At 73.1% G+C, this 19,272-nt stretch carries 16 protein-coding genes; 12 read left to right on the top strand and 4 right to left on the bottom strand.

From position 1 onward, the window contains the following. Window positions 1-4 precede the first annotated feature (4 nt). Window positions 5-871, top strand: coding sequence for a polysaccharide deacetylase family protein (locus OG871_RS16350; RefSeq protein WP_371497533.1), 867 nt, complete (start codon window positions 5-7; stop codon window positions 869-871). On the opposite strand, the gene OG871_RS16345 is transcribed toward OG871_RS16350, so the two are convergent. After that, window positions 853-2,058 (bottom strand): methyltransferase domain-containing protein, encoded by a 1,206-nt coding sequence (locus tag OG871_RS16345; RefSeq protein ID WP_371497532.1) that lies wholly within the window; start codon window positions 2,056-2,058, stop codon window positions 853-855. The two genes, OG871_RS16350 and OG871_RS16345, sit on opposite strands and share 19 nt — an antisense overlap. 17 nt (window positions 2,059-2,075) lie before the next feature. Then, window positions 2,076-2,471, bottom strand: a complete 396-nt coding sequence (locus OG871_RS16340; protein ID WP_371497531.1) for a hypothetical protein — start codon at window positions 2,469-2,471, stop codon at window positions 2,076-2,078. A gap of 248 nt (window positions 2,472-2,719) precedes the next feature. Between OG871_RS16340 and groES the strand changes: the two genes are divergently transcribed. From groES to OG871_RS16325, 3 genes are all read left to right on the top strand, one after another. Beyond that, complete coding sequence (gene groES / locus OG871_RS16335; protein WP_014136232.1) at window positions 2,720-3,025, top strand: co-chaperone GroES; 306 nt, start codon at window positions 2,720-2,722, stop codon at window positions 3,023-3,025. Window positions 3,026-3,125: 100 nt separating this feature from the next. Beyond that, complete coding sequence (gene groL, locus OG871_RS16330; protein ID WP_371497530.1) at window positions 3,126-4,757, top strand: chaperonin GroEL; 1,632 nt, start codon at window positions 3,126-3,128, stop codon at window positions 4,755-4,757. A gap of 160 nt (window positions 4,758-4,917) precedes the next feature. Next, complete coding sequence (locus tag OG871_RS16325; protein ID WP_371497529.1) at window positions 4,918-5,913, top strand: LysR family transcriptional regulator; 996 nt, start codon at window positions 4,918-4,920, stop codon at window positions 5,911-5,913. A gap of 88 nt (window positions 5,914-6,001) precedes the next feature. Here OG871_RS16325 and OG871_RS16320 read toward each other — a convergent pair whose 3' ends face one another. Next, window positions 6,002-6,328, bottom strand: coding sequence for a WhiB family transcriptional regulator (locus OG871_RS16320; protein ID WP_033817678.1), 327 nt, complete (start codon window positions 6,326-6,328; stop codon window positions 6,002-6,004). 526 nt (window positions 6,329-6,854) lie between these two features. Between OG871_RS16320 and OG871_RS16315 the strand changes: the two genes are divergently transcribed. The 5 genes from OG871_RS16315 to OG871_RS16295 all read left to right on the top strand — a co-directional run bounded on the left by OG871_RS16315 (window position 6,855) and on the right by OG871_RS16295 (window position 14,025). Then, entirely contained in the window at window positions 6,855-7,466 is a 612-nt protein-coding gene (locus tag OG871_RS16315) for a response regulator transcription factor (protein WP_014136228.1), read from the top strand. Between the two features lie 252 nt (window positions 7,467-7,718). Beyond that, the gene (gene shbA / locus OG871_RS16310) at window positions 7,719-8,429 is read left to right on the top strand and encodes an RNA polymerase sigma factor ShbA (protein ID WP_371497528.1); all 711 of its coding nucleotides are present in this window, start codon (window positions 7,719-7,721) and stop codon (window positions 8,427-8,429) included. 281 nt (window positions 8,430-8,710) lie between these two features. Beyond that, entirely contained in the window at window positions 8,711-10,213 is a 1,503-nt protein-coding gene (gene guaB, locus OG871_RS16305) for an IMP dehydrogenase (RefSeq protein ID WP_371497527.1), read from the top strand. A gap of 220 nt (window positions 10,214-10,433) precedes the next feature. Continuing rightward, window positions 10,434-11,561, top strand: a complete 1,128-nt coding sequence (locus OG871_RS16300) for a GuaB3 family IMP dehydrogenase-related protein (protein ID WP_371497525.1) — start codon at window positions 10,434-10,436, stop codon at window positions 11,559-11,561. A gap of 361 nt (window positions 11,562-11,922) precedes the next feature. Beyond that, the gene (locus OG871_RS16295) at window positions 11,923-14,025 is read left to right on the top strand and encodes a serine/threonine-protein kinase (protein WP_371497524.1); all 2,103 of its coding nucleotides are present in this window, start codon (window positions 11,923-11,925) and stop codon (window positions 14,023-14,025) included. Between the two features lie 18 nt (window positions 14,026-14,043). Here OG871_RS16295 and OG871_RS16290 read toward each other — a convergent pair whose 3' ends face one another. Next, complete coding sequence (locus tag OG871_RS16290; protein WP_371497523.1) at window positions 14,044-14,562, bottom strand: SHOCT domain-containing protein; 519 nt, start codon at window positions 14,560-14,562, stop codon at window positions 14,044-14,046. 75 nt (window positions 14,563-14,637) lie between these two features. On the opposite strand from OG871_RS16290, the gene OG871_RS16285 reads away from it, so the two are divergent. The 3 genes from OG871_RS16285 (at window position 14,638) to OG871_RS16275 (ending at window position 19,261) form a co-directional block, all read left to right on the top strand. Continuing rightward, entirely contained in the window at window positions 14,638-15,750 is a 1,113-nt protein-coding gene (locus OG871_RS16285; protein WP_371497522.1) for a protein kinase, read from the top strand. A 159-nt stretch (window positions 15,751-15,909) separates the two neighbouring features. Continuing rightward, on the top strand, window positions 15,910-17,529 hold the full coding sequence (locus tag OG871_RS16280; RefSeq protein WP_371497521.1) for a serine/threonine-protein kinase: 1,620 nt from the start codon (window positions 15,910-15,912) through the stop codon (window positions 17,527-17,529). A gap of 97 nt (window positions 17,530-17,626) precedes the next feature. After that, window positions 17,627-19,261 (top strand): succinic semialdehyde dehydrogenase, encoded by a 1,635-nt coding sequence (locus OG871_RS16275; protein WP_371497520.1) that lies wholly within the window; start codon window positions 17,627-17,629, stop codon window positions 19,259-19,261. Window positions 19,262-19,272: the final 11 nt, after the last annotated feature.

Here is a 19,272-nt window from a genome sequence, read left to right as displayed (position 1 = left end):
GGGCATGGTGAGGAAGACGTACGGCCTGGTGGCGCTGGCCATACTGGCGGCCGTGACGGGGTGCGGCGGCGGGGGTGGGCCGGGAGCGTCGGCGCCGTCCTCCGCGGCCGCCTCCGCCCCGGCCGGGACGCCGTCGCCCGCCCCGTCGGGCCAAGCCGCCGCCCCGGGCGTCGCGGGGTGGGCGAAGTGGGGCCTGACCCCGCTGCCGGCCGCGCCCGCCGCGCCGGCCGACAAGCCGATCAAGCTGACGAGGACCGGCCCGGTGCCGGTGTTCAGCGAGGTGCCGACACACGACAAGGTCGTCTTCGTCACCATCGACGACGGGGCGGAGAAGGACCCGAGGTTCGTCGAGATGCTGACCGACCTCAAGGTGCCGGTCTCGATGTTCCTGACCCGCGACATCGTCAAGGACGACTACGGCTACTTCAAGCCGCTCCAGGCCCTCGGCAACCACATCCACAACCACACCGCCGACCACCCGGTGATGAGCAAGCTCTCCCCCGACCGGCAGAAGAGCGAGGTCTGCGACACCCAGGCCGCACTCACCCAGCAGTACGGCACCGCCCCGCTGCTGTTCCGCCCGCCCTACGGCGACGGGGCCAACACGCCCGCGGTCAACTCCGCCGTGCAGCAGTGCGGTCCGCGCGCGATCGTGCTCTGGCGCGAGTCGATGCAGATCCACGACATGCAGTACCAGGCGACCGACAAGAAGCTGAAGCCCGGCGACATCATCCTGGCCCACTTCCGCGGCCCCAAGGACCTCAAGGGCGAGACGATGACCGCCATGTTCGGCGAGCTGCTGAGCCGGATCCAGGAGCAGGGCTTCTCGGTCGCCCGGCTGGAGGACTACATTCAGCCGCCCACCGGCTGACCGAGCATCATCAGCGGGCCGTCGTCCGTCCGGCAGAGGATCACCGTCACCGCGTTCGGCCCGGAGGGCTTGAGCTGGCGCCGCAGCTCCTCCGGGAGCACCGACACCCCGCGCTTCTTGATCACCACGGTGCCGACCCCGCGCTCGCGCAGCAGCGCCTTCAGCGTCTTCAGCTTGTACGGGAGCACGTCGGTCAGCTCGTACGCCTGTGCGTACGGGGTCGGGACCAGCCGGTCGGCGGTCAGGTAGGCGATCATCGGATCGACCGGCCGGCCGCCGATCTGCCGGGCCACGTCCGCGATCAGGTGCGCCCGGATCACCGCGCCGTCCGGCTCGTACAGGTAGCGGCCGACCCGCCCGGTCCCGGCCGCCCCGCCCTCGTCGTCCCCGGCCGCGGCGGGGGCCGCCGGCCGGCCGCCGGCCAGGGTGTGGCCACCCGGCAGCAGGGTGGCCCGGTGCGGCTCGGCGGCGCCGGTGCCGAACCACAGCACCGCCTCCTTCACCTCCCCGTGGTCCGAGACCCACTCCGCCTCGGCCCCCTCCGGCACGAGCTCGTGCGGGATGCCCGGGGCCACCTTGAGCGCCCCGTACGGGGTGCGACGGGCCGCCCCGACCGCCCAGGACAGCGGTGGCGAGTACGCCTCGGGGTCGAAGACCCGCCCGCGCGCGGTGCGCCGGGCCGGGTCGGTGAAGACCGCGTCGAAGCCGGTCACGTCGATCTCCGCGACGTCCGCGCAGCGCACCTCGATCAGCCCGGCCAGGCCCAGCGCCGCCGCGTTCGCCTCGGCCACGGCGCAGGTCAGCGGTGAGCGGTCGACGGCCAGCACCGCGACCCCGGCCCGGGCCAGCGCGATCGCGTCGCCGCCGATCCCGCAGCACAGGTCGGCCAGCCGCTTCACGCCGAGGGCGGCGAACCGTGCGGCCCGCCACTCGGCCACGCTGCGGCGGGTGGCCTGCTCGACGCCGTCCGGGGTGAAGAACATCGCGTCGGCGTCCGGGCCGAACTTCGCCCGGGCCCGCTGGCGCAGCCCGGCCTGCTCGAAGGCCGCCCGGACCAGCTCGGCGGGGTACTCCCGGCGCAGCCGGGTGGCCAGCGCCAGCTCCTGGTCGGGGGTGAACTCGCGCAGTTCGGCGAGCAGGGCCCGGCCCCGGTCGGTCAGCAGGGCTCGGAACGATTCGGTCTCCACGGCCCCATTGTCGGCGATCAGCGGGCCATCAGGGTCACCGCCAGCACCCCGGCCAGCAGGACGAGCTGGACGGCGGCCGCGCCGCGGTGCCGTCGAAGGGCGAGCAGCAGGGCGCTCAGGGCCAGGATCGCGCCGGTGCCCGCGGCCACCAGGGCGGGTGTGTGGCCGGTGTGCGGGCGGTCCGCGAGCGGCGCGCCCGAGGGCGGGTACTCGATCCAGGGGAACGGGTGTCCGGCGCCCGAGAGCAGCAGGAGGAGCACCGCGAGCCCGGCCAGCCAGACGTCCAGGGCGAGCACCAGCAGGCCGAGCGCCAGCCCGCCGTCCGGACCGGCGCAGACCGGGTCGCGCCGGATCGACGCGGTGTCAGGTCCGGTGCCGTGGGGGTGCGGTGGCGTCGGAGGGGAGGCGGACATCTCCGCAGTCTGCCCGCTCCCGGGCCGGTCGTACATGAGTACCGCTACTCAGTCCGATTCGAACGGCAGGCCGCGCCATTGGCACTCTGGTTGACTGAGTGCTAACCGCCGCCTATGGTCATTCCTGGCACTCTCCCCAGGGTGAGTGCTAACGCGATGGAGCATGTCTGACCCCCGCGACGGCAGGCCTGCGGACATCGCCACCTACCTGTTAGACAACCCCGTAATCTCCGAAGGGGAGCTCGGACGTGACCACCAGCAGCAAGGTTGCCATCAAGCCGCTCGAGGACCGCATTGTGGTCCAGCCGCTCGACGCCGAGACCACCACGGCCTCCGGCCTGGTTATCCCGGACACCGCCAAGGAGAAGCCCCAGGAGGGCGTCGTCCTGGCCGTCGGCCCGGGCCGCTTCGAGGACGGTCAGCGCCTTCCGCTCGACGTTGCCGTCGGCGACATCGTTCTCTACTCGAAGTACGGCGGCACCGAGGTGAAGTACCAGGGCGAGGAGTACCTGGTCCTCTCGGCTCGCGACGTTCTCGCCATCATCGAGAAGTAAGACGTTCCAGCCCGCCCCGGATCCGTGTCCTCAAGTGACAGGGGCCCGGGGCGTGGTTGTTGGCTCACGTAAACCAGGCACTTTCTGAGGAATCGGGATCATGGCGAAGACCCTGCAGTTCGACGAGGACGCCCGCCGCTCGCTGGAGCGCGGCGTGAACAAGCTGGCCGACACGGTCAAGGTGACCATCGGCCCCAAGGGCCGCAACGTCGTCATCGACAAGAAGTTCGGCGCCCCCACCATCACCAACGACGGTGTGACCATCGCGCGCGAGGTCGAGCTCGACGACCCGTACGAGAACCTCGGCGCGCAGCTGGTCAAGGAGGTCGCCACCAAGACCAACGACGTCGCGGGTGACGGCACCACCACCGCCACCGTGCTGGCCCAGGCCCTGGTCAACGAGGGCCTGCGCAACGTCGCCGCGGGCGCCGGCCCGGCCGCCCTGAAGAAGGGCATCGACAAGGCCGTCGCCGCCGTCTCCGAGCACCTGCTGTCCATCGCCCGCGAGGTCGAGGGCAAGGACGACATCGCCGCCGTCGCCGGCCTCTCGGCCCAGGACACCCAGGTCGGCGAGCTCATCGCCGAGGCGATCGACAAGGTCGGCAAGGACGGTGTCATCACCGTCGAGGAGTCCAACACCTTCGGTGTCGAGCTCGAGTTCACCGAGGGCATGCAGTTCGACAAGGGCTACCTGTCGCCGTACTTCGTCACCGACGCCGAGCGTCAGGAGGCGATCCTCGAGGACCCGTACATCCTGATCAACCAGGGCAAGATCTCCTCGATCCAGGAGCTGCTCCCGCTGCTCGAGAAGATCCTCCAGGGCGGCACCTCCAAGCCGCTGCTGATCATCGCCGAGGACGTCGACGGCGAGGCGCTGTCCACCCTGGTGGTCAACAAGATCCGTGGCACCTTCAACGCCGTCGCCGTGAAGGCCCCCGGCTTCGGTGACCGCCGCAAGGCGATCCTCGGCGACATCGCCGTCCTCACCGGCGGCACCGTCATCTCCGAGGAGGTCGGCCTCAAGCTCGACCAGGTCGGCCTGGAGGTGCTGGGCACCGCCCGCCGCGTCACCGTCACCAAGGACGAGACCATCCTGGTCGACGGCGCCGGTGACCACGACGCCGTGACCGGCCGGGTCGGCCAGATCAAGGCCGAGATCGCCGCCAGCGACTCCGACTGGGACCGCGAGAAGCTGCAGGAGCGCCTGGCCAAGCTGGCCGGCGGCGTCTGCGTCATCAAGGTCGGCGCCGCCACCGAGGTGGAGCTCAAGGAGCGCAAGCACCGCCTGGAGGACGCCATCTCGGCGACCCGCGCGGCCGTCGAGGAGGGCATCGTCGCCGGCGGTGGCGCCTCCCTGGTGCACGCCGCCAAGGTGCTGGAGGACGGCCTCGGCCTGTCCGGCGACGAGGCGACCGGTGTCGCGGTCGTCCGCAAGGCGCTCGCCGAGCCGCTGCGCTGGATCGCCCAGAACGCCGGCCTGGAGGGCTACGTCATCACCTCCAAGGTCGCCGACCTGGAGGCCGGCTTCGGCTACAACGCCGCCACCGGCGAGTACGGCGACCTGGTGAAGGCCGGCGTCATCGACCCGGTCAAGGTCACCCGCTCGGCCCTGGAGAACGCCGCCTCCATCGCCTCCCTGCTGCTCACCACCGAGACCCTCGTGGTGGAGAAGAAGGAAGAGGAGGAGGCCGGTCACGGTCACTCCCACGGTGGCCACGGCCACGCCCACTGACCTCGGTCGGTAGTCTCGGAGGCCCGGCGGCGCCCTGCGGCGCGGCCGGGCCTCCGGCGTGTCCGCGGAGCAGGGACAGGGCGCCGCGGACACGCCGGGGCCCGGAGCCTTGCTATCAGTAGAATTTTGTGAAGCGCAAAGCCTGCCTTATAACTGAGGCATGATCGAGGCCCGCCACCTCCGTGTCCTGCGCGCCGTCGCCCGGACCGGTTCGTTCTCCGCCGCCGCGCGCGAGCTGGGCTGCACCCAGCCCGCCGTGAGCCAGCAGATGAAGGCGCTGGAGAAGGCGGTGGCCACCCCGCTGGTGGTGCGCTCGGGCCGGGGGATGCAGCTGAGCGAGGCCGGCCGGGTGCTGGTGAAGCACGCCACCGGAATCCTCGCCGGGCTGTCCGCCGCCGAGGACGAGGTCGCGGCGATCGCCGGACTGCGGGCCGGACGGGTGCGGTTGGTGTCGTTCCCCACCGCGAGTTCCACTCTGGTGCCGCCCTCGGTCGCCCAGTTGCGTGCCGCCCATCCGGGGGTCCGCGTGTCGCTGGTGGAGGCCGAGCCGCCGGAGTCCCTGGCGATGCTGCGCGCCGGGGAGTGCGAGGTGGCGCTGGCCTTCCGCTACCCGGACTCGCAGGGCGGCGCGCCGCAGGCGTCCCCGCACGCCACCGCCCGCGAGGCGCGCGCCGAGGCGACCCTGGAGGCCGCGGCCTCCGCGGCGGCGACGGACTGGTCCGACCTGGTGGTCCGCCCGCTGCTGGACGACCCGCTGGTGGGCGTGGTGCCCGCCGCGCATCCGCTGGCCGGGGCGGGGCGCCCGGTGGATCTGGCGGAGCTGTCCGGGGAGCAGTGGATCGCCGGCTGCCCGCAGTGCCGGGGGCACCTGGTGGAGCTGTGCGAGGGGGCCGGCTTCGAGCCGCGGATCGACTTCGCGACCGACGACTACCCCGCGGTGGTCGGCCTGGTCGCGGCCGGTCTCGGGGTGGCGGTCCTGCCGGGGCTGGCGCTGGACTCGGTGCGCCATGCGGGAGTGGCGACGGTGCCGGTGCGGGCCGCCTCCGGCGGTCCGGCGGTGCGGCAGGTGGTGGCGCTGACCCTGCCGGACCTGGCCGAGGTGCCGGCGGTGGCGCTGATGCTGGACCGGCTCATGGGGGTGGCCGCCGCGCGTTGAGTGCGCAGGCGGCCCCGCGGGCGTCGGGGAAACTCCAGCAGGTCCAACGGACTTCAGAAGAAACGTTTCTCTATACAGTGACGCGATGTCAGTGCCGCAGGCCGGCCGGCCTGGTCAGCTGAACCTCGGCCAGGCGGTGCCGTGCGCGGCCGAGCAGCTCTTCGCGCTCGTCCTCGGTCAGACCGCCCCAGACCCCGTACGGCTCGCGCACGGCCAGGGCGTGCGCCGCGCACTGCGCTCGTACCGGGCAGCGCATGCAGACCTCTTTGGCGCTGGCCTCGCGCGAGCTGCGGGCCGCCCCGCGCTCGCCTTCGGGGTGGAAGAAGAGCGAGCTGTCGACGCCGCGGCAGGCGGCGGAGAGCTGCCAGTCCCAGAGGTCTGCGTTGGGGCCGGGGAGGCGGGAGAAATCTGCCATGGCTCATTCCCTTCAAGGACTCGGACCCGTCGGTTCGGCGAGGCGGCGATGGACCAGTACGGACACCTGGAAATATGACTTACGGCTCCTTCTGGAACAAGTCATCCACAGTCCGGCACAACAGTCAATGACCATAGATAAGCTATAAAAACGGGCAAAAGGGGCAGGACGTTTGAGTGGTCGTGATCTGGCAACCGGGTGGCCCCGGGTGCGCCGTCCTCCGCTCCGTGGCGCGCGTGGCGCGCACACCGCGCACGACCAGCACAAAAGTGCGGCGTGTGCACCGCGAGGTGGGTGATCGGTAACGGTCCGGCCACGTACAGTGGTGGAGATGGCCCTGAAGGCCGTAACTCATTCGAGTGACGGTCGTTGGATGTGCGGAGGCGGTTAGCGGGCGCTGGACGTCGGGAACGATCGCGGGGACACCGGCGATCCGTACGAGGTCCGTCGCCAATCGGCCGTGTCGGAGAGTGTTCGTACCAGCCAGGAGGCTCAACGTGACGCGGATCTGCTGCGGAGGACGGTCATGACATCCGTACTCGTCTGCGACGATTCCCCGCTCGCCCGGGAGGCGCTTCGCCGGGCGGTCGCGACCGTGCCCGGTGTCGACCGGGTGACCACTGCGACGAACGGTGAGGAGGTCCTCCGCCGCTGGGTGGCCGACCGTTCCGACCTCGTCCTGATGGACGTCCGGATGCCCGGCCTCGGCGGGGTGGAGACGGTCCGGCGGCTGCTGTCCGCCGACCCGGGCGCACGCATCATCATGCTCACCGTCGCGGAGGACCTGGACGGTGTCGCCCTCGCGGTGGCCGCCGGTGCCCGCGGCTACCTGCACAAGGACGCCTCGCGCGCCGAGCTGCGGGCCACCGTCACCCAGGCGCTCGCCGACCCGACCTGGCGGCTCGCCCCCAGGCGGCTGCGCAGCCCCGACATGGGGGCGGCCCCGACCCTGACGGCACGTGAGATCCAGGTGCTGGAGGGAATGAGCCACGGCCGCAGCAACGCCGAGATCGGCCGCGAGCTGTTCCTCTCCGAGGACACCGTGAAGACGCACGCGCGGCGTCTGTTCAAGAAGCTCGGCGCCTCGGACCGTGCCCACGCGGTGGCGCTCGGTTTCCGCTGGGGCCTGGTCCGCTGAGGCCCGTCCGGTTGGGTATCCGACACGGTAACCGCACGGGCGTGTGACGTTGTCGTCCCGAGGCTGCACCATGGAGATGTGGAGCACCTCGGGGACCAGCGGACAGGTGCTGCGGAGACAGGAGTTGCCGCAGCAGGCGGCAGCCCGTGGGGCGGGAGGCGGCACGTGCGCACAGTGGCGACGCATAACGTTCCGATGCACAAGTCCGGACGCGGTGCCGCGTTTTCCGCTTCGACCAGGCACCATGGACCGATGCGTGACGACGAGGCCACCGCTTCGGGCGAGGCTCAGCCCGAGCCGGCCCAGGCCGACGAGGCCGTCCCAGACGGCCAGGGTCTCGACCCGTCGTACGCGGAAACGGCCGAGGTCAGACCGCCGGTGCTCGGCAGCGGCACCTCCCCGTTGGTCGCCTCGCTGGTCGCGGCGGCCGTCCGTGGCGAGGGTCCGGCGATCGACGCGCTCCTCGCCTACGTCCACCCGCTCGCCCTGCGCTACTGCCGGGGCCGGCTGGTCCGGCTCCCCGGCGGCGCGCGGCACCACGTGGACGACGTGGTGCAGGAGGTGTGCGTGGCGGTGCTCTGCGCACTGCCGCGCTACCGCGACACCGGGCGGCCGTTCGAGGCCTTCGTGTACGGCATCGCCGCGCACAAGATCGCCGATCTGCAGCGGGCGGCGATGCGTGGGCCCGGCTCCACCGTCATCCCGCAGGACGACCTGCCCGAGACCCCGGACGAGTCGCTCGGCCCGGAGGAGCGGGCGCTGCTCAGCAGCGACGCGGCCTGGATCCGCGAACTGCTCTCCAACCTGCCCGCCCGCCAGCGCGAGCTGGTGCTGCTCCGGGTGGCCGCCGGGCTCTCCGCGGAGGAGACCGGGGAGGTGCTGGGTATGTCGCCGGGCGCCGTCCGGGTCGCCCAGCACCGGGCGCTGAGCCGGCTGCGGGCGCTCGCGGAAGAGTCCTCCTGACTTCTGCGTTGTCAAGGGGGCGCGAGTCGATACTCCGCGACACCAGTACCATGGGGTATCGGCACCTGGTCAGGTTGCCAAAGTTCCGTGGGCGCGTGCGGGGTTCCGTTGGAGGTTCCTCCGGTCGCCCGGCGTCTTGGTGGCCAAGCCCTGTGCCGGTGCGCGCGGGTGGGACGAGGCTGTACCGCGGCCGTCCGCCCGGCTGAGAGAGCTACGCGGCCCGGTAAACCCCCGCCGGCCGTGCCAGAGATCGACGGCCAAGCCACGGAAGGTCCCTTCAGATGTCTTACAACGCCGCAGGCGTACCCGAGAAGTTCGCGATGCTCGGGCTCACGTACGACGACGTCCTGCTGCTGCCCGGGGCCTCCGAGGTGCTGCCCAACCAGGTCGACACCTCCTCGCGGGTCTCCCGCAACGTCCGGGTGAACATCCCGCTGCTCTCGGCCGCGATGGACAAGGTCACCGAGTCGCGGATGGCCATCGCGATGGCCCGCCAGGGCGGCGTCGGCGTGCTGCACCGCAACCTCTCGATCGAGGACCAGGTCAACCAGGTCGACCTGGTCAAGCGCTCCGAGTCCGGCATGGTGACCGACCCGATCACGGTCGGCCCGGAGACCACGCTGGCCGAGGCCGACGCGCTGTGCGCGAAGTTCCGGATCAGCGGTGTGCCGATCGCGGACCCGGACGGCAAGCTGCTGGGCATCGTCACCAACCGCGACATGGCCTTCGAGTCGGACCGCCACCGCAAGGTCCGCGAGATCATGACCCCGATGCCGCTGATCACCGGCAAGGTCGGCATCTCCGGCGAGGACGCCATGGCGCTGCTCCGCCGCCACAAGATCGAGAAGCTGCCGCTGGTCGACGACGAGGGCCGGATCAAGGGCCTGATCACGGTCAAGGACTTCGTCAAGGCGGAGAAGTACCCGAACGCGGCCAAGGACGCCGAGGGCCGGCTGCTGGTCGGTGCGGCCGTCGGTGCCAGCGCCGAGGCCTTCGACCGCGCCCAGGCGCTGGTCGGCGCGGGCGTCGACTTCCTGGTCGTGGACACCTCGCACGGCCACAGCCACAACGCTCTGGCCTGGATCGAGAAGATCAAGTCCGCCGTCGCGGTCGACGTGGTCGGCGGCAACGTGGCCACCCGGGACGGCGCCCAGGCGCTGATCGACGCCGGCGTGGACGGCGTCAAGGTCGGCGTCGGCCCCGGCTCCATCTGCACCACCCGCGTGGTCGCCGGGATCGGCGTCCCGCAGGTCACCGCGATCTACGAGGCCGCGCTCGCCTGCCGGGCGGCCGGCGTGCCGGTGATCGGTGACGGCGGCCTCCAGTACTCCGGCGACATCGGCAAGGCGCTCGCCGCCGGTGCCGACACCGTGATGCTGGGCTCGCTGCTGGCGGGCTGCGAGGAGTCCCCGGGCGAGCTGATGTTCATCAACGGCAAGCAGTTCAAGTCCTACCGCGGCATGGGCTCGCTGGGCGCCATGCAGTCGCGCGGCCAGGGGCGCTCGTACTCGAAGGACCGTTACTTCCAGGCCGAGGTGTCCTCGGACGACAAGCTCGTCCCCGAGGGCATCGAGGGCCAGGTGCCCTACCGCGGCCCGCTGTCCGCCGTGCTGCACCAGCTGGTCGGCGGCCTGCGCCAGACCATGGGCTACGTCGGCGCCGCGTCCGTCGCCGAGATGGAGAGCAAGGGCCGGTTCGTCCGGATCACCTCGGCGGGTCTCAAGGAGAGCCACCCGCACGACATCCAGATGACCGTCGAGGCCCCGAACTACACCAGCCGCTGACCCGTACGGCCCAGGGCCCGCCACCGCTCCCGCGGCGGCGGGCCCTTCGCCGTGCGCTCGGCCGGCCGGGGCGGGGCGCAGGTCCGGCAGAAGGACCTCTCGAAGGCCGGCCGGCCGTCCGCCCCTCGGCCGGGTGCCGCGCGGGGGTGGGCCGGTACGGGATACTGGGGGGCGGCCGGGGTGACCCGGCAGGCAGATGCAAGCAGCAGAAGGGCTCGAAGTGACTGAGATCGAGATCGGGCGTGGCAAGCGCGGCCGCCGGGCGTACGCCTTCGACGACATCGCCGTCGTCCCCAGCCGCCGTACTCGTGACCCGAAGGAGGTCTCGATCGCCTGGCAGATCGACGCCTACCGCTTCGAGCTGCCCTTCCTGGCGGCCCCGATGGACAGCGTGGTCTCGCCCGCGCAGGCGATCGCCATCGGCAACCTCGGCGGCCTCGGGGTGCTGAACCTCGAAGGCCTGTGGACCCGGTACGAGGACCCGCAGCCGCTGCTGGACGAGATCGCCACCATCACCGACGAGGCCGCCGCCACCCGGCGCCTCCAGGAGATCTACGCCGCGCCGATCAAGGCCGAGCTGATCGGTCAGCGGATCAAGGAGGTCCGCGACTCCGGTGTCGTGACCGCCGCCGCGCTCTCCCCGCAGCGCACCGCCGAGTTCTCCAAGGCCGTCGTCGACGCGGGCGTGGACGTCTTCGTGATCCGCGGCACCACGGTCTCCGCCGAGCACGTCTCCGGTGCGGCCGAGCCGCTGAACCTCAAGCAGTTCATCTACGAGCTGGACGTCCCGGTGATCGTCGGCGGCTGCGCCACCTACACCGCGGCCCTGCACCTGATGCGCAGCGGCGCGGCCGGCGTCCTGGTCGGCTTCGGCGGCGGCGCCGCCCACACCACCCGCACCGTGCTCGGCATCCAGGTGCCGATGGCGACCGCCGTCGCCGACGTGGCCGCGGCCCGCCGCGACTACATGGACGAGTCCGGCGGCCGGTACGTGCACGTGATCGCGGACGGCGGCGTCGGCTACAGCGGCGACCTGGCCAAGGCCGTCGCCTGCGGCGCGGACGCGGTGATGATCGGTGCCGCGCTGGCCCGGGCCACCGACGCGCCCGGCAAGGGCTTCCACTGGGGCATGGAGGCCGTGCACGAGGAGCTGCCGCGCGGCAAGGTGGTCGACCTCGGCACCGTGGGCACCACCGAGGAGATCCTCACCGGTCCCTCGCACACCCCGGACGGCACCATGAACCTGTTCGGCGCGCTGCGCCGGGCCATGGCCACCACGGGCTACTCGGAGCTCAAGGAGTTCCAGCGCGTCGAGGTCACCGTCAACCCGGCGCTCCACCACCGCTGACGGTACGTCGTCCCGGGCCGGGCCCCCGCCGTGAGGCGGGGGCCCGGCCGCGTTCCACGGGGCGTCAGGTGTGGTCATGGTGCGCTCCTCGGGGAGAGTCTGTGCGCACCGCCGGGCCTTGGTGGCTGTTTCCGGTCACGGGTCGGGTACGGAATGCCCGGTTCCGGTACGGAACTTCGTCGTCAACCCCCGGGGCGGGTGGTCGGGGACCGAAGGAACAGGAGATGATGGAGACTTGGCGTCTTGGAGCCGGGCGCCGGGTGCGCGGGTGATGTCCCCGGGTTGTACCCGCGCCGGCCGATGCGCCGTCACTTCGACCGCCAGCAGCACGCGGGCCAGCAACACTTGGGGGAGCGCACCGATGACTCAGGCGCAGGAGTCCACGGGCCGACTGCTGGCCGGGCGTTACCGGCTCAAGGCCGTGCTCGGCAGCGGCGGCATGGGTACCGTCTGGCGGGCCGAGGACGAGATGCTCGGCCGGATCGTCGCGGTCAAGGAACTGCGCATGCACGGCGGGGTGGACGAGGACGAGAAGCACCGCCTGATCGTCCGCACCCTGCGCGAGGCCAAGGCGACCGCCCGGATCCGGCACACCGCCGCCGTCACCGTCTTCGACGTGGTCGAGGAGGACGAGCGGCCCTGGATCGTGATGGAGCTGGTCGAGTCGCGCTCGCTGGCCGAGGTGATCAAGGACGACGGTCCGGTCACCCCGGTCCGCGCCGCCGAGATCGCGCTCGACCTGCTCGGCGTGCTCGGCGCCGCGCACAGCCACGGGATCCTGCACCGGGACGTCAAGCCGTCCAACGTGCTGATCGGCGAGGACGGCCGGGTGGTGCTCACCGACTTCGGCATCGCCAGCGTCGAGGGCGACACCTCGATCACCTCCACCGGCATGCTGGTCGGCGCCCCCTCGTACATCTCGCCCGAGCGCGCCAAGGGCCACAAGCCCGGCCCGCCGGCCGACCTGTGGTCGCTGGGCGGCACCCTGTACGCGATGGTCGAGGGCAAGCCGCCGTACGACCGGGGGTCGGCGCTGGCCACCCTCACCGCCGTGATGACCGAGGACCTGCCCGCCTCCGAGAAGGCCGGGCCGCTCTGGCCGGTGATCGAGGGGCTGCTGGAGAAGGACCCGGCGCTGCGGCTGGACGCCTCCGAGACCCGGTCGATGCTCAAGCGGATCGTCGCGGCGGGCGTGACCCGGGCCGAGGCCACCACCCAGCAGTCGGTGCCGCTGAAGGCCGGTGGCAAGCCGGCCGCCGAACCGGTCGACAAGCCTGCCGCCGTGGCCGCGGCGCAGGCCAAGGCCCAGCCCAAGACGCAGCCCAGGACGGAGCCCGAGCCCAAGGCCGAGCCGGCGGCGCCGAAGCCCGCGGCGAAGCCGGTGGACCGCAAGCCCGAGCCCCGGCCTGCGTCGGTGGCCAAGCCCAGGACCGAGCCCGCGCCGCCCGCGCCGCCGGTGTCCGCGTCCGCGTCCGGGGACGAGCGCGGCGGAGCGATGGGTCTGCTCGGTACCGTCCGGGTGGGAAGCCGGGCGGCCGCGCCGCCCGCGCCGATCCCCGCGCCGCCGCTGACCGTGCCGACGGCCGCGGCCGCGCCGGCGGCCCCGGCCACCGAGGCGCTGCCCGTCGTCCCCGCGAGGCCACGGGACCGCCGCAGGCTCGGCATGGTGGTCGGCGCGCTGGTGTTCGTGCTGGCGCTGATCGCCGTGGTGGCGCTCGCCATGCGCGGCGGCGGCAAGGGCGCCGAGGGCGCCACCGCGCAGAGCGGCCCCGGCACGGCGGCGGGCGCCGCCCCGGCCGCCTCGGCCGACCCGCAGAGCCCCGCCGCGCAGAGCCCGGCGGCAGCCGGCGGCCAGACCGCGGCCACCCCGTCGCCCGCCACCTCCCCGGCCGGCGGCACGGGGTCGCCCGCCGCCACCCCCGTACCGAACACCGCGGGGACCGGAACGGGTACCGGCACCGGAACCGGCACCGGAACGGGCACCGGCTCCGGCAGCGGTACCGGCGCCGTCCCGCCCGCCCCCGCGGGCTACCACACCTACCGCGACCCGTCCGGCTTCAGCATCAACCTGCCGGACTGGCTGGCCGACCAGGGGCCCGACTACGACGCGACCAGCCGCCAGTTCAAGGGCAACGGCGTCAAGCTGATGGTCGACTGGACCATGCCGGCCCACGGCAGCGCGTACGACGACTGGGTGAGCAGCGAGAAGGACGGCAACGGCGGCAGCAACTACCAGCGGGTGGAGCTGAAGGCGCTCACCTACCGGCAGTGGACCAACGCGGCCGACTGGGAGTGGACCTTCGGCAGTAAGACCCGGATGCACTCGCTGAACCGCGGCTTCGTCACCGGCGAGGGCAAGTACGGCTACGCGCTCTACTGGACGACGCCGGACGCCGACTGGAGCTCGCCCGCCAACGCGGACGCCCGCCGGGTCGGCTTCGAGAGCTTCCAGCCGGCGCCCTGACGGCGCGCGGGCGGCGCCTCAGCCGATCAAGCGCTGCTTGGCCCGGCTGAACTCCTCCGCGGTCAGCGCGCCGCCGGCGTGCAGGGCGGCCAGACGCTCCAACTGGTCGAGCAGGTCGACGGCGGGTGCGGGGGCGGCGGGTTCGGCGGCGGCGCGGCGGGCGTCGGCCGCGGCCCGGCGGAGCTGCTCCGCGAAGACCTCCGCCTTGGCGACCTCCTCGAAGCGGTGGGCGCCGGTGAGGGCCACCACCCGCAGGATCTCGCCGTTGAGACGGGACTTGGTCACCGTCACATCGGTGACCGCGGCCAGCGCAACCGGCAGCGGCGGCTTGCCGTCCTTCAGGAAGAGCAGCCGGTGCGTCGTGAGCACCAGGACGCCCTTGCGGAAGTGGTCGGGGTGGCGCCCCGCCGTGGCCGCGACCGGTTGCTCGCCGGGCTCCACGGCGGCCTCCACGCTGCGCACCGCCGCCGCCCTGGCGTCGTTGCTGCCGTTGCCCAGGATGTCGAAGCCCGCCTCGATCAGATCCGTCCAGTCCATGGATCGACCCTACCCGCGGCGGGCCACGTACTCTGGCCGGTACGAGCAGCCCGAACCCCTGTCAGAGGAACATGCATGCGAGCGGCACCGGGGCAGATGGTGGCCGGGCGGTACCGGGTGACGGACCGTCCGGGGATCGGTGTGGCCGCGCAGGACCTGCGGACCGGGGGCCAGGTGCTGCTGCACGCGCTGGAGCTGCCGGAGCTGCTGATCCCCGGTCAGCCGATGGCCGAGCCGGACCCGGAGTACGGGCCGCGAATAGCGCTTCGGGTGGCACAGGAGGTGGCGGCGGCGCCGCGCCATCCCCGCCTGCTGGTCGGCGTCGACGTGGTGGCCGAACGCGACTCGCTCTGGGTGGCCGAGGAGCGGCTGCCGGGCGCCCGGCTGTCCGAGCTCGCGGTGGAGGGGCCGGTTCCCCCGTACCGGGTGGCGGAGCTCGGGGCGGACCTGGCGGGCGCCCTGCGGGCGCTGCACGAGGCCGGCCTGCCGCACGGCAACGTCACCGCGGAGTCCGTCCTGGTCTGCGAGGACGGCGCCGCGCTGCTCGGCGGGCTGCTGCTCGGGGTGGCCGAGGAGACGCTGTGCTCGGCGCTCGGCGGCCCGGTGCCGCGCCGGGTGTACGAGGCGCGGGCGGTGCTGCTCGGGCCGCGGGCCGAGCGCTGGCCGCCGGACGCGGGCCCGGCGGCGGACTGCTGGGCGCTCGGGGTTCTGCTGTACCGGCTGCTGACCGGGTACGGGCCGTACCCGGAGGACGACCTGCCGACCCTGCTCGCGGCGGTACGGGACGGCCGGACGCACCCGGCGGACGGCTGCGGCCCGCTGCGGCCCCTGGTGGAGCGACTGCTGACGGTCGACCCCGCCGGCCGGCCCGACGCCGTGCAGATCCAGCGGGAGCTGCGCGAGCTGCTGGTCGGGGCGCCGGAGCCGTTCGGCCCGGAGCCGGCCGCGCCGCCGCTGCTCCCGGTCCGCCGCCCGGACGGCCCGGTGGTCCCGTACCGGCGCTCGGCGGCCGGTCGGACGCTGGGCCGGACGGCGGGTCCTGGAGCCGGTGCGGAGCCGTCCGCGGAGTTGACCCACCGTCACCGCGCCTCCCGGGTACCGCCGGCGCTGCTCGGCCCGCTGCTGGTGGGCGGTGTGCTGGTGGCGCTGCTGGCGGCGCTGGCCGCGGTGGTGATGGTGTCCGGCTGAGCGGCCGGTGGCCGCGAATCCGCCGGTCGGCCGGGTCGGGGATTCCGGCCCCGAGACAGTACGCCTAGGCTTGGGCCGGAAGATGTCCGGACGGTGAGTCTGAGGTGCACCGAAACCTCCGTCAGGGTGACGGTGGACTGATGAGGGGGAACGGTCGCCATGGGCGGACAGGATCAGGCGGCAGGGGTGGGGACGGGTCGGCTGCTGGCCGGTCGGTACGCGCTGGGGGAGCGCCTGGGCCGGGGTGGGATGGGCACCGTCTGGCGGGCCCGGGACGAGATGCTGGACCGCGACGTCGCGGTCAAGGAGCTGACCGTCAGCCACCTGTCCGAGGAGGATCTGGAGATCCTGCAGACCCGGATGAAGCGGGAGGCGCGGGCCGCCGCCCGGATCAAGCACCCGGGCGTGATCACCATCCACGACGTGCTGGAGCAGGACGGCCGGCCGTGGATCGTGATGGAGCTGGTCGACGGCCGCTCGCTGGCCGACGTGATCTCGCAGGACGGCAAGCTGCGGCCGCAGGAGGCCGCCGAGGTCGGCCTGCAGGTGCTGGCCGCGTTGCACCGCGGCCACCAGCTCGGGGTGCTGCACCGGGACGTCAAGCCGGCCAACGTGCTGCTGGAGCACACCAGCGGACGGGTCGTGCTGCTGGACTTCGGGATCGCCAAGTTCGAGGGTGCCGGGGCGGTGGAGCTGACCCGCCCGGGCGACCTGGTGGGATCCCCCGACTACCTGGCGCCGGAGCGGGCCCAGGGTGAGCGCCCGGGACCGGCCTCGGACCTGTGGGCGCTGGGCGCGACGCTCTGGGCGGCGGTCGAGGGCACCTCGCCGTTCCGCCGGGACAGCCCGCTGAGCACGCTGACCGCCGTGGTCGAGGAGCCGCTGCCGGAGTCGGCCCGGGCCGGGGCGCTCGGCCCGGTGCTGGCGGCGCTGATGGCCAAGGACCCGGCCCGGCGGCCGGGCGCGGACGAGGCGATGCGGATGCTGCAGGAGGTGGTCGCCGGCCACACCGTGGGCATCACGCCGCGGGTGCCCGAGCAGACCCCCACCGGTCACGTCCCGGTCGTGGACCGGGTCGTACCCGTCGCCGTGCCCGGCTCCGAGGCGCCGACCCCCGTCCAGGCCGCGGCCTCGCCGGTGCCGGCCACCGCGCCCGTCCCGGTCGTGGCGCGCCCCCGGCGCCGGGCCCTGCGGCTGGCCCTGATCGGGCTGGTGGTGGCCGCCCTGGTCGGCGGCGGCGCGTACGTGGCACGGGACCGGCTGGGCGGCGGCACGACGCCCTCCGGCCCCGGCGTGAGACCGACCGGGCTGGCCGCGCCGGACCCGGCGCCGGACGGCTACCAGTGGGTGGACGACCCGGCGGGCTTCCGGTTCCTGCTGCCCACGACCGGTACCTGGGTGCGCAGCACGGAGAACAGCGAGATCTACTACAGCCCCGACAGCAAGGTGCACTACCTGCAGTTCGCGGTGACCGTCGGTCAGGCCCTGAGCCCGGCCGAGCACCTGCAGGAGATGGAGCAGAGCGTCACCAAGAACCGCCAGGGCTACAAGCGGGAGCAGCTGGCGGACATCAAGGTGAACGGCTACCAGGGCGCGGTCTGGGAGTTCAGCTACACCACGGCGGACAACTCGGGCACCCGGCGGCACCTGAAGGAGGCCGAGTTCCGGGACGAGAGCGGGACGTCGTACGACATCCTGGTGGCCGGGCCGGACAAGGACCGTACCGACGCCCAGAAGCGCTTCACCATCGTGCTGAACCACTTCACGGTGCTCCGCTGAAGGTCGAGCGGCCCTTCTGATCATCAAACCTCTGTCGCAGATATTTTCCTGTTACTGGCGGGTACCGAACTGGCCGTCCAGGGCCTAGGCTGCGCTCATGACGGACATCACGGCAGACGGACAGGCCGGCTCCCGCACCGGGGCCGGGCGCAATCCCGCCGCCCCGGGCGGCGCCCGCACAGTCGCCTCGGCGGTCACGCCGGCCGTGGTGGCCCGGCTCGCCAAGGGCATCACCGCGGCCGGGGAGCCGGAGCCGGTGCACACCACCGCGCCGCTCACCGGGGACCGGCTGGCAAGCCTCCCGCAGTCCACCCCGGCCGACGTCGAGGCGGCCTACCGGCTCGCCCGACGGGCGCAGAAGGCCTGGGCCGCGCTGCCGGTCCGCCGCCGCGCCGCCGTCCTGCTGCGCTTCCACGACCTGCTGCTGCGCCGCCAGGACGAGGTCCTCGACCTGATCCAGGCCGAGACCGGCAAGGCCAGGCTGCACGCCTTCGAAGAGGTGATGGCCGCCGCGATGGCGGCCCGCCACTACGGCCGCAAGGCGCCCTCGTACCTGCGCGACCGCCGCCGCGGCGGCGCCCTGCCGGTGCTCACCCGGACGCTGGAGGCCCGTCGGCCCAAGGGCGTGATCGGCCAGATATCGCCGTGGAACTACCCGCTGGAGCTCTCAGTCGGGGATGCCCTGCCCGCCTTCGTGGCCGGCAACGCGGTGGTCAACAAGCCCGACACCCAGACCGCGCTGACCGCGCTGTGGGCCCGCGAGCTGCTGGTCGAGGCCGGGCTGCCGGCCGACTGCTGGCAGATCGTGATCGGCGACGGCCCGGTGATCGGCCCCGCCGTGGTGGAGCACGCCGACTACGTCTCCTTCACCGGCTCCACCCGGACCGGCCGCCAGGTCGCCCAGCAGGCCGCGGGCCGCCTGGTCGGCGCCTCGCTGGAGCTCGGCGGGAAGAACGCCATGCTGGTGCTGGCCGACGCGGACGTCGAGAAGGCCGCCGAGGGCGCCGTCCGGGCCTGCTTCTCCTCGGCCGGACAGCTCTGCATATCGATCGAGCGGCTCTTCGTGCACCGCTCGATCGCGGACCGCTTCCTGGCCCGGTTCGCCGAGCGGACCTCCGCGCTGCGGCTCGGCGGTGCGCTGGCGTACGGGGCGGACATGGGCTCGCTGGTGTCCGACCGGCAGCTGGAGACCGTCACCCGGCACATCGAGGAGGCGGTCAAGGCCGGCGCCACGGTGGTGGCCGGCGGCCGGGCCCGCCCGGACCTCGGCCCGCTCTTCCACGAGCCGACCATCCTGGACGGCGTCACCGAGGCGATGGCCGTCTGCGCCGAGGAGACCTTCGGCCCGGTCGTGTCGATCTACCGCTTCGACACCGAGGACGAGGCCGTCGAGGCCGCCAACGCCACCTCGTACGGGCTCAACTCCAGCGTCTGGACCAAGGACCTGCGGCGCGGCCGGGCGGTCGCCGCCCGGCTGCACACCGGCACCGTCAACGTCAACGAGGCCTACGCCGCGGCGTACGGCTCGGTGGCCTCGCCGATGGGCGGCATGGGGGACTCCGGCCTCGGCCGCCGGCACGGCGCGGAGGGCATCCTGCGCTACACCGAGGCGCAGACCATCGCGACCCAGACGGTGCTGCCGATCGGACCGTCGCTCGGCATGGACGACGCGAGGTTCGCCGCGCTCTTCACCGCCGGCCTGAAGACGATGAAGGCCCTGGGCCTGAAGTAGGCGGCCCGCTC

The sequence above is a fragment of the Kitasatospora sp. NBC_00374 genome, assembly GCF_041434935.1.
Classification (GTDB): Bacteria; Actinomycetota; Actinomycetes; order Streptomycetales; family Streptomycetaceae; genus Kitasatospora.
Note: the sequence above shows the minus strand (reverse complement) of the source record. Positions and strands in the feature narration are given on the sequence as shown.

Coding starts and splice junctions, on each gene's coding strand:
- OG871_RS16350 (WP_371497533.1), top strand. CDS start 5: ATGGTGAGGAAGACGTACGGCCTGGTGGCGCTGGCCATACTGGCGGCC.
- OG871_RS16340 (WP_371497531.1), bottom strand. CDS start 2,471: ATGTCCGCCTCCCCTCCGACGCCACCGCACCCCCACGGCACCGGACCT.
- groL (WP_371497530.1), top strand. CDS start 3,126: ATGGCGAAGACCCTGCAGTTCGACGAGGACGCCCGCCGCTCGCTGGAG.
- OG871_RS16325 (WP_371497529.1), top strand. CDS start 4,918: ATGATCGAGGCCCGCCACCTCCGTGTCCTGCGCGCCGTCGCCCGGACC.
- OG871_RS16320 (WP_033817678.1), bottom strand. CDS start 6,328: ATGGCAGATTTCTCCCGCCTCCCCGGCCCCAACGCAGACCTCTGGGAC.
- OG871_RS16315 (WP_014136228.1), top strand. CDS start 6,855: ATGACATCCGTACTCGTCTGCGACGATTCCCCGCTCGCCCGGGAGGCG.
- shbA (WP_371497528.1), top strand. CDS start 7,719: ATGCGTGACGACGAGGCCACCGCTTCGGGCGAGGCTCAGCCCGAGCCG.
- guaB (WP_371497527.1), top strand. CDS start 8,711: ATGTCTTACAACGCCGCAGGCGTACCCGAGAAGTTCGCGATGCTCGGG.
- OG871_RS16295 (WP_371497524.1), top strand. CDS start 11,923: ATGACTCAGGCGCAGGAGTCCACGGGCCGACTGCTGGCCGGGCGTTAC.
- OG871_RS16290 (WP_371497523.1), bottom strand. CDS start 14,562: ATGGACTGGACGGATCTGATCGAGGCGGGCTTCGACATCCTGGGCAAC.
- OG871_RS16285 (WP_371497522.1), top strand. CDS start 14,638: ATGCGAGCGGCACCGGGGCAGATGGTGGCCGGGCGGTACCGGGTGACG.
- OG871_RS16280 (WP_371497521.1), top strand. CDS start 15,910: ATGGGCGGACAGGATCAGGCGGCAGGGGTGGGGACGGGTCGGCTGCTG.
- OG871_RS16275 (WP_371497520.1), top strand. CDS start 17,627: ATGACGGACATCACGGCAGACGGACAGGCCGGCTCCCGCACCGGGGCC.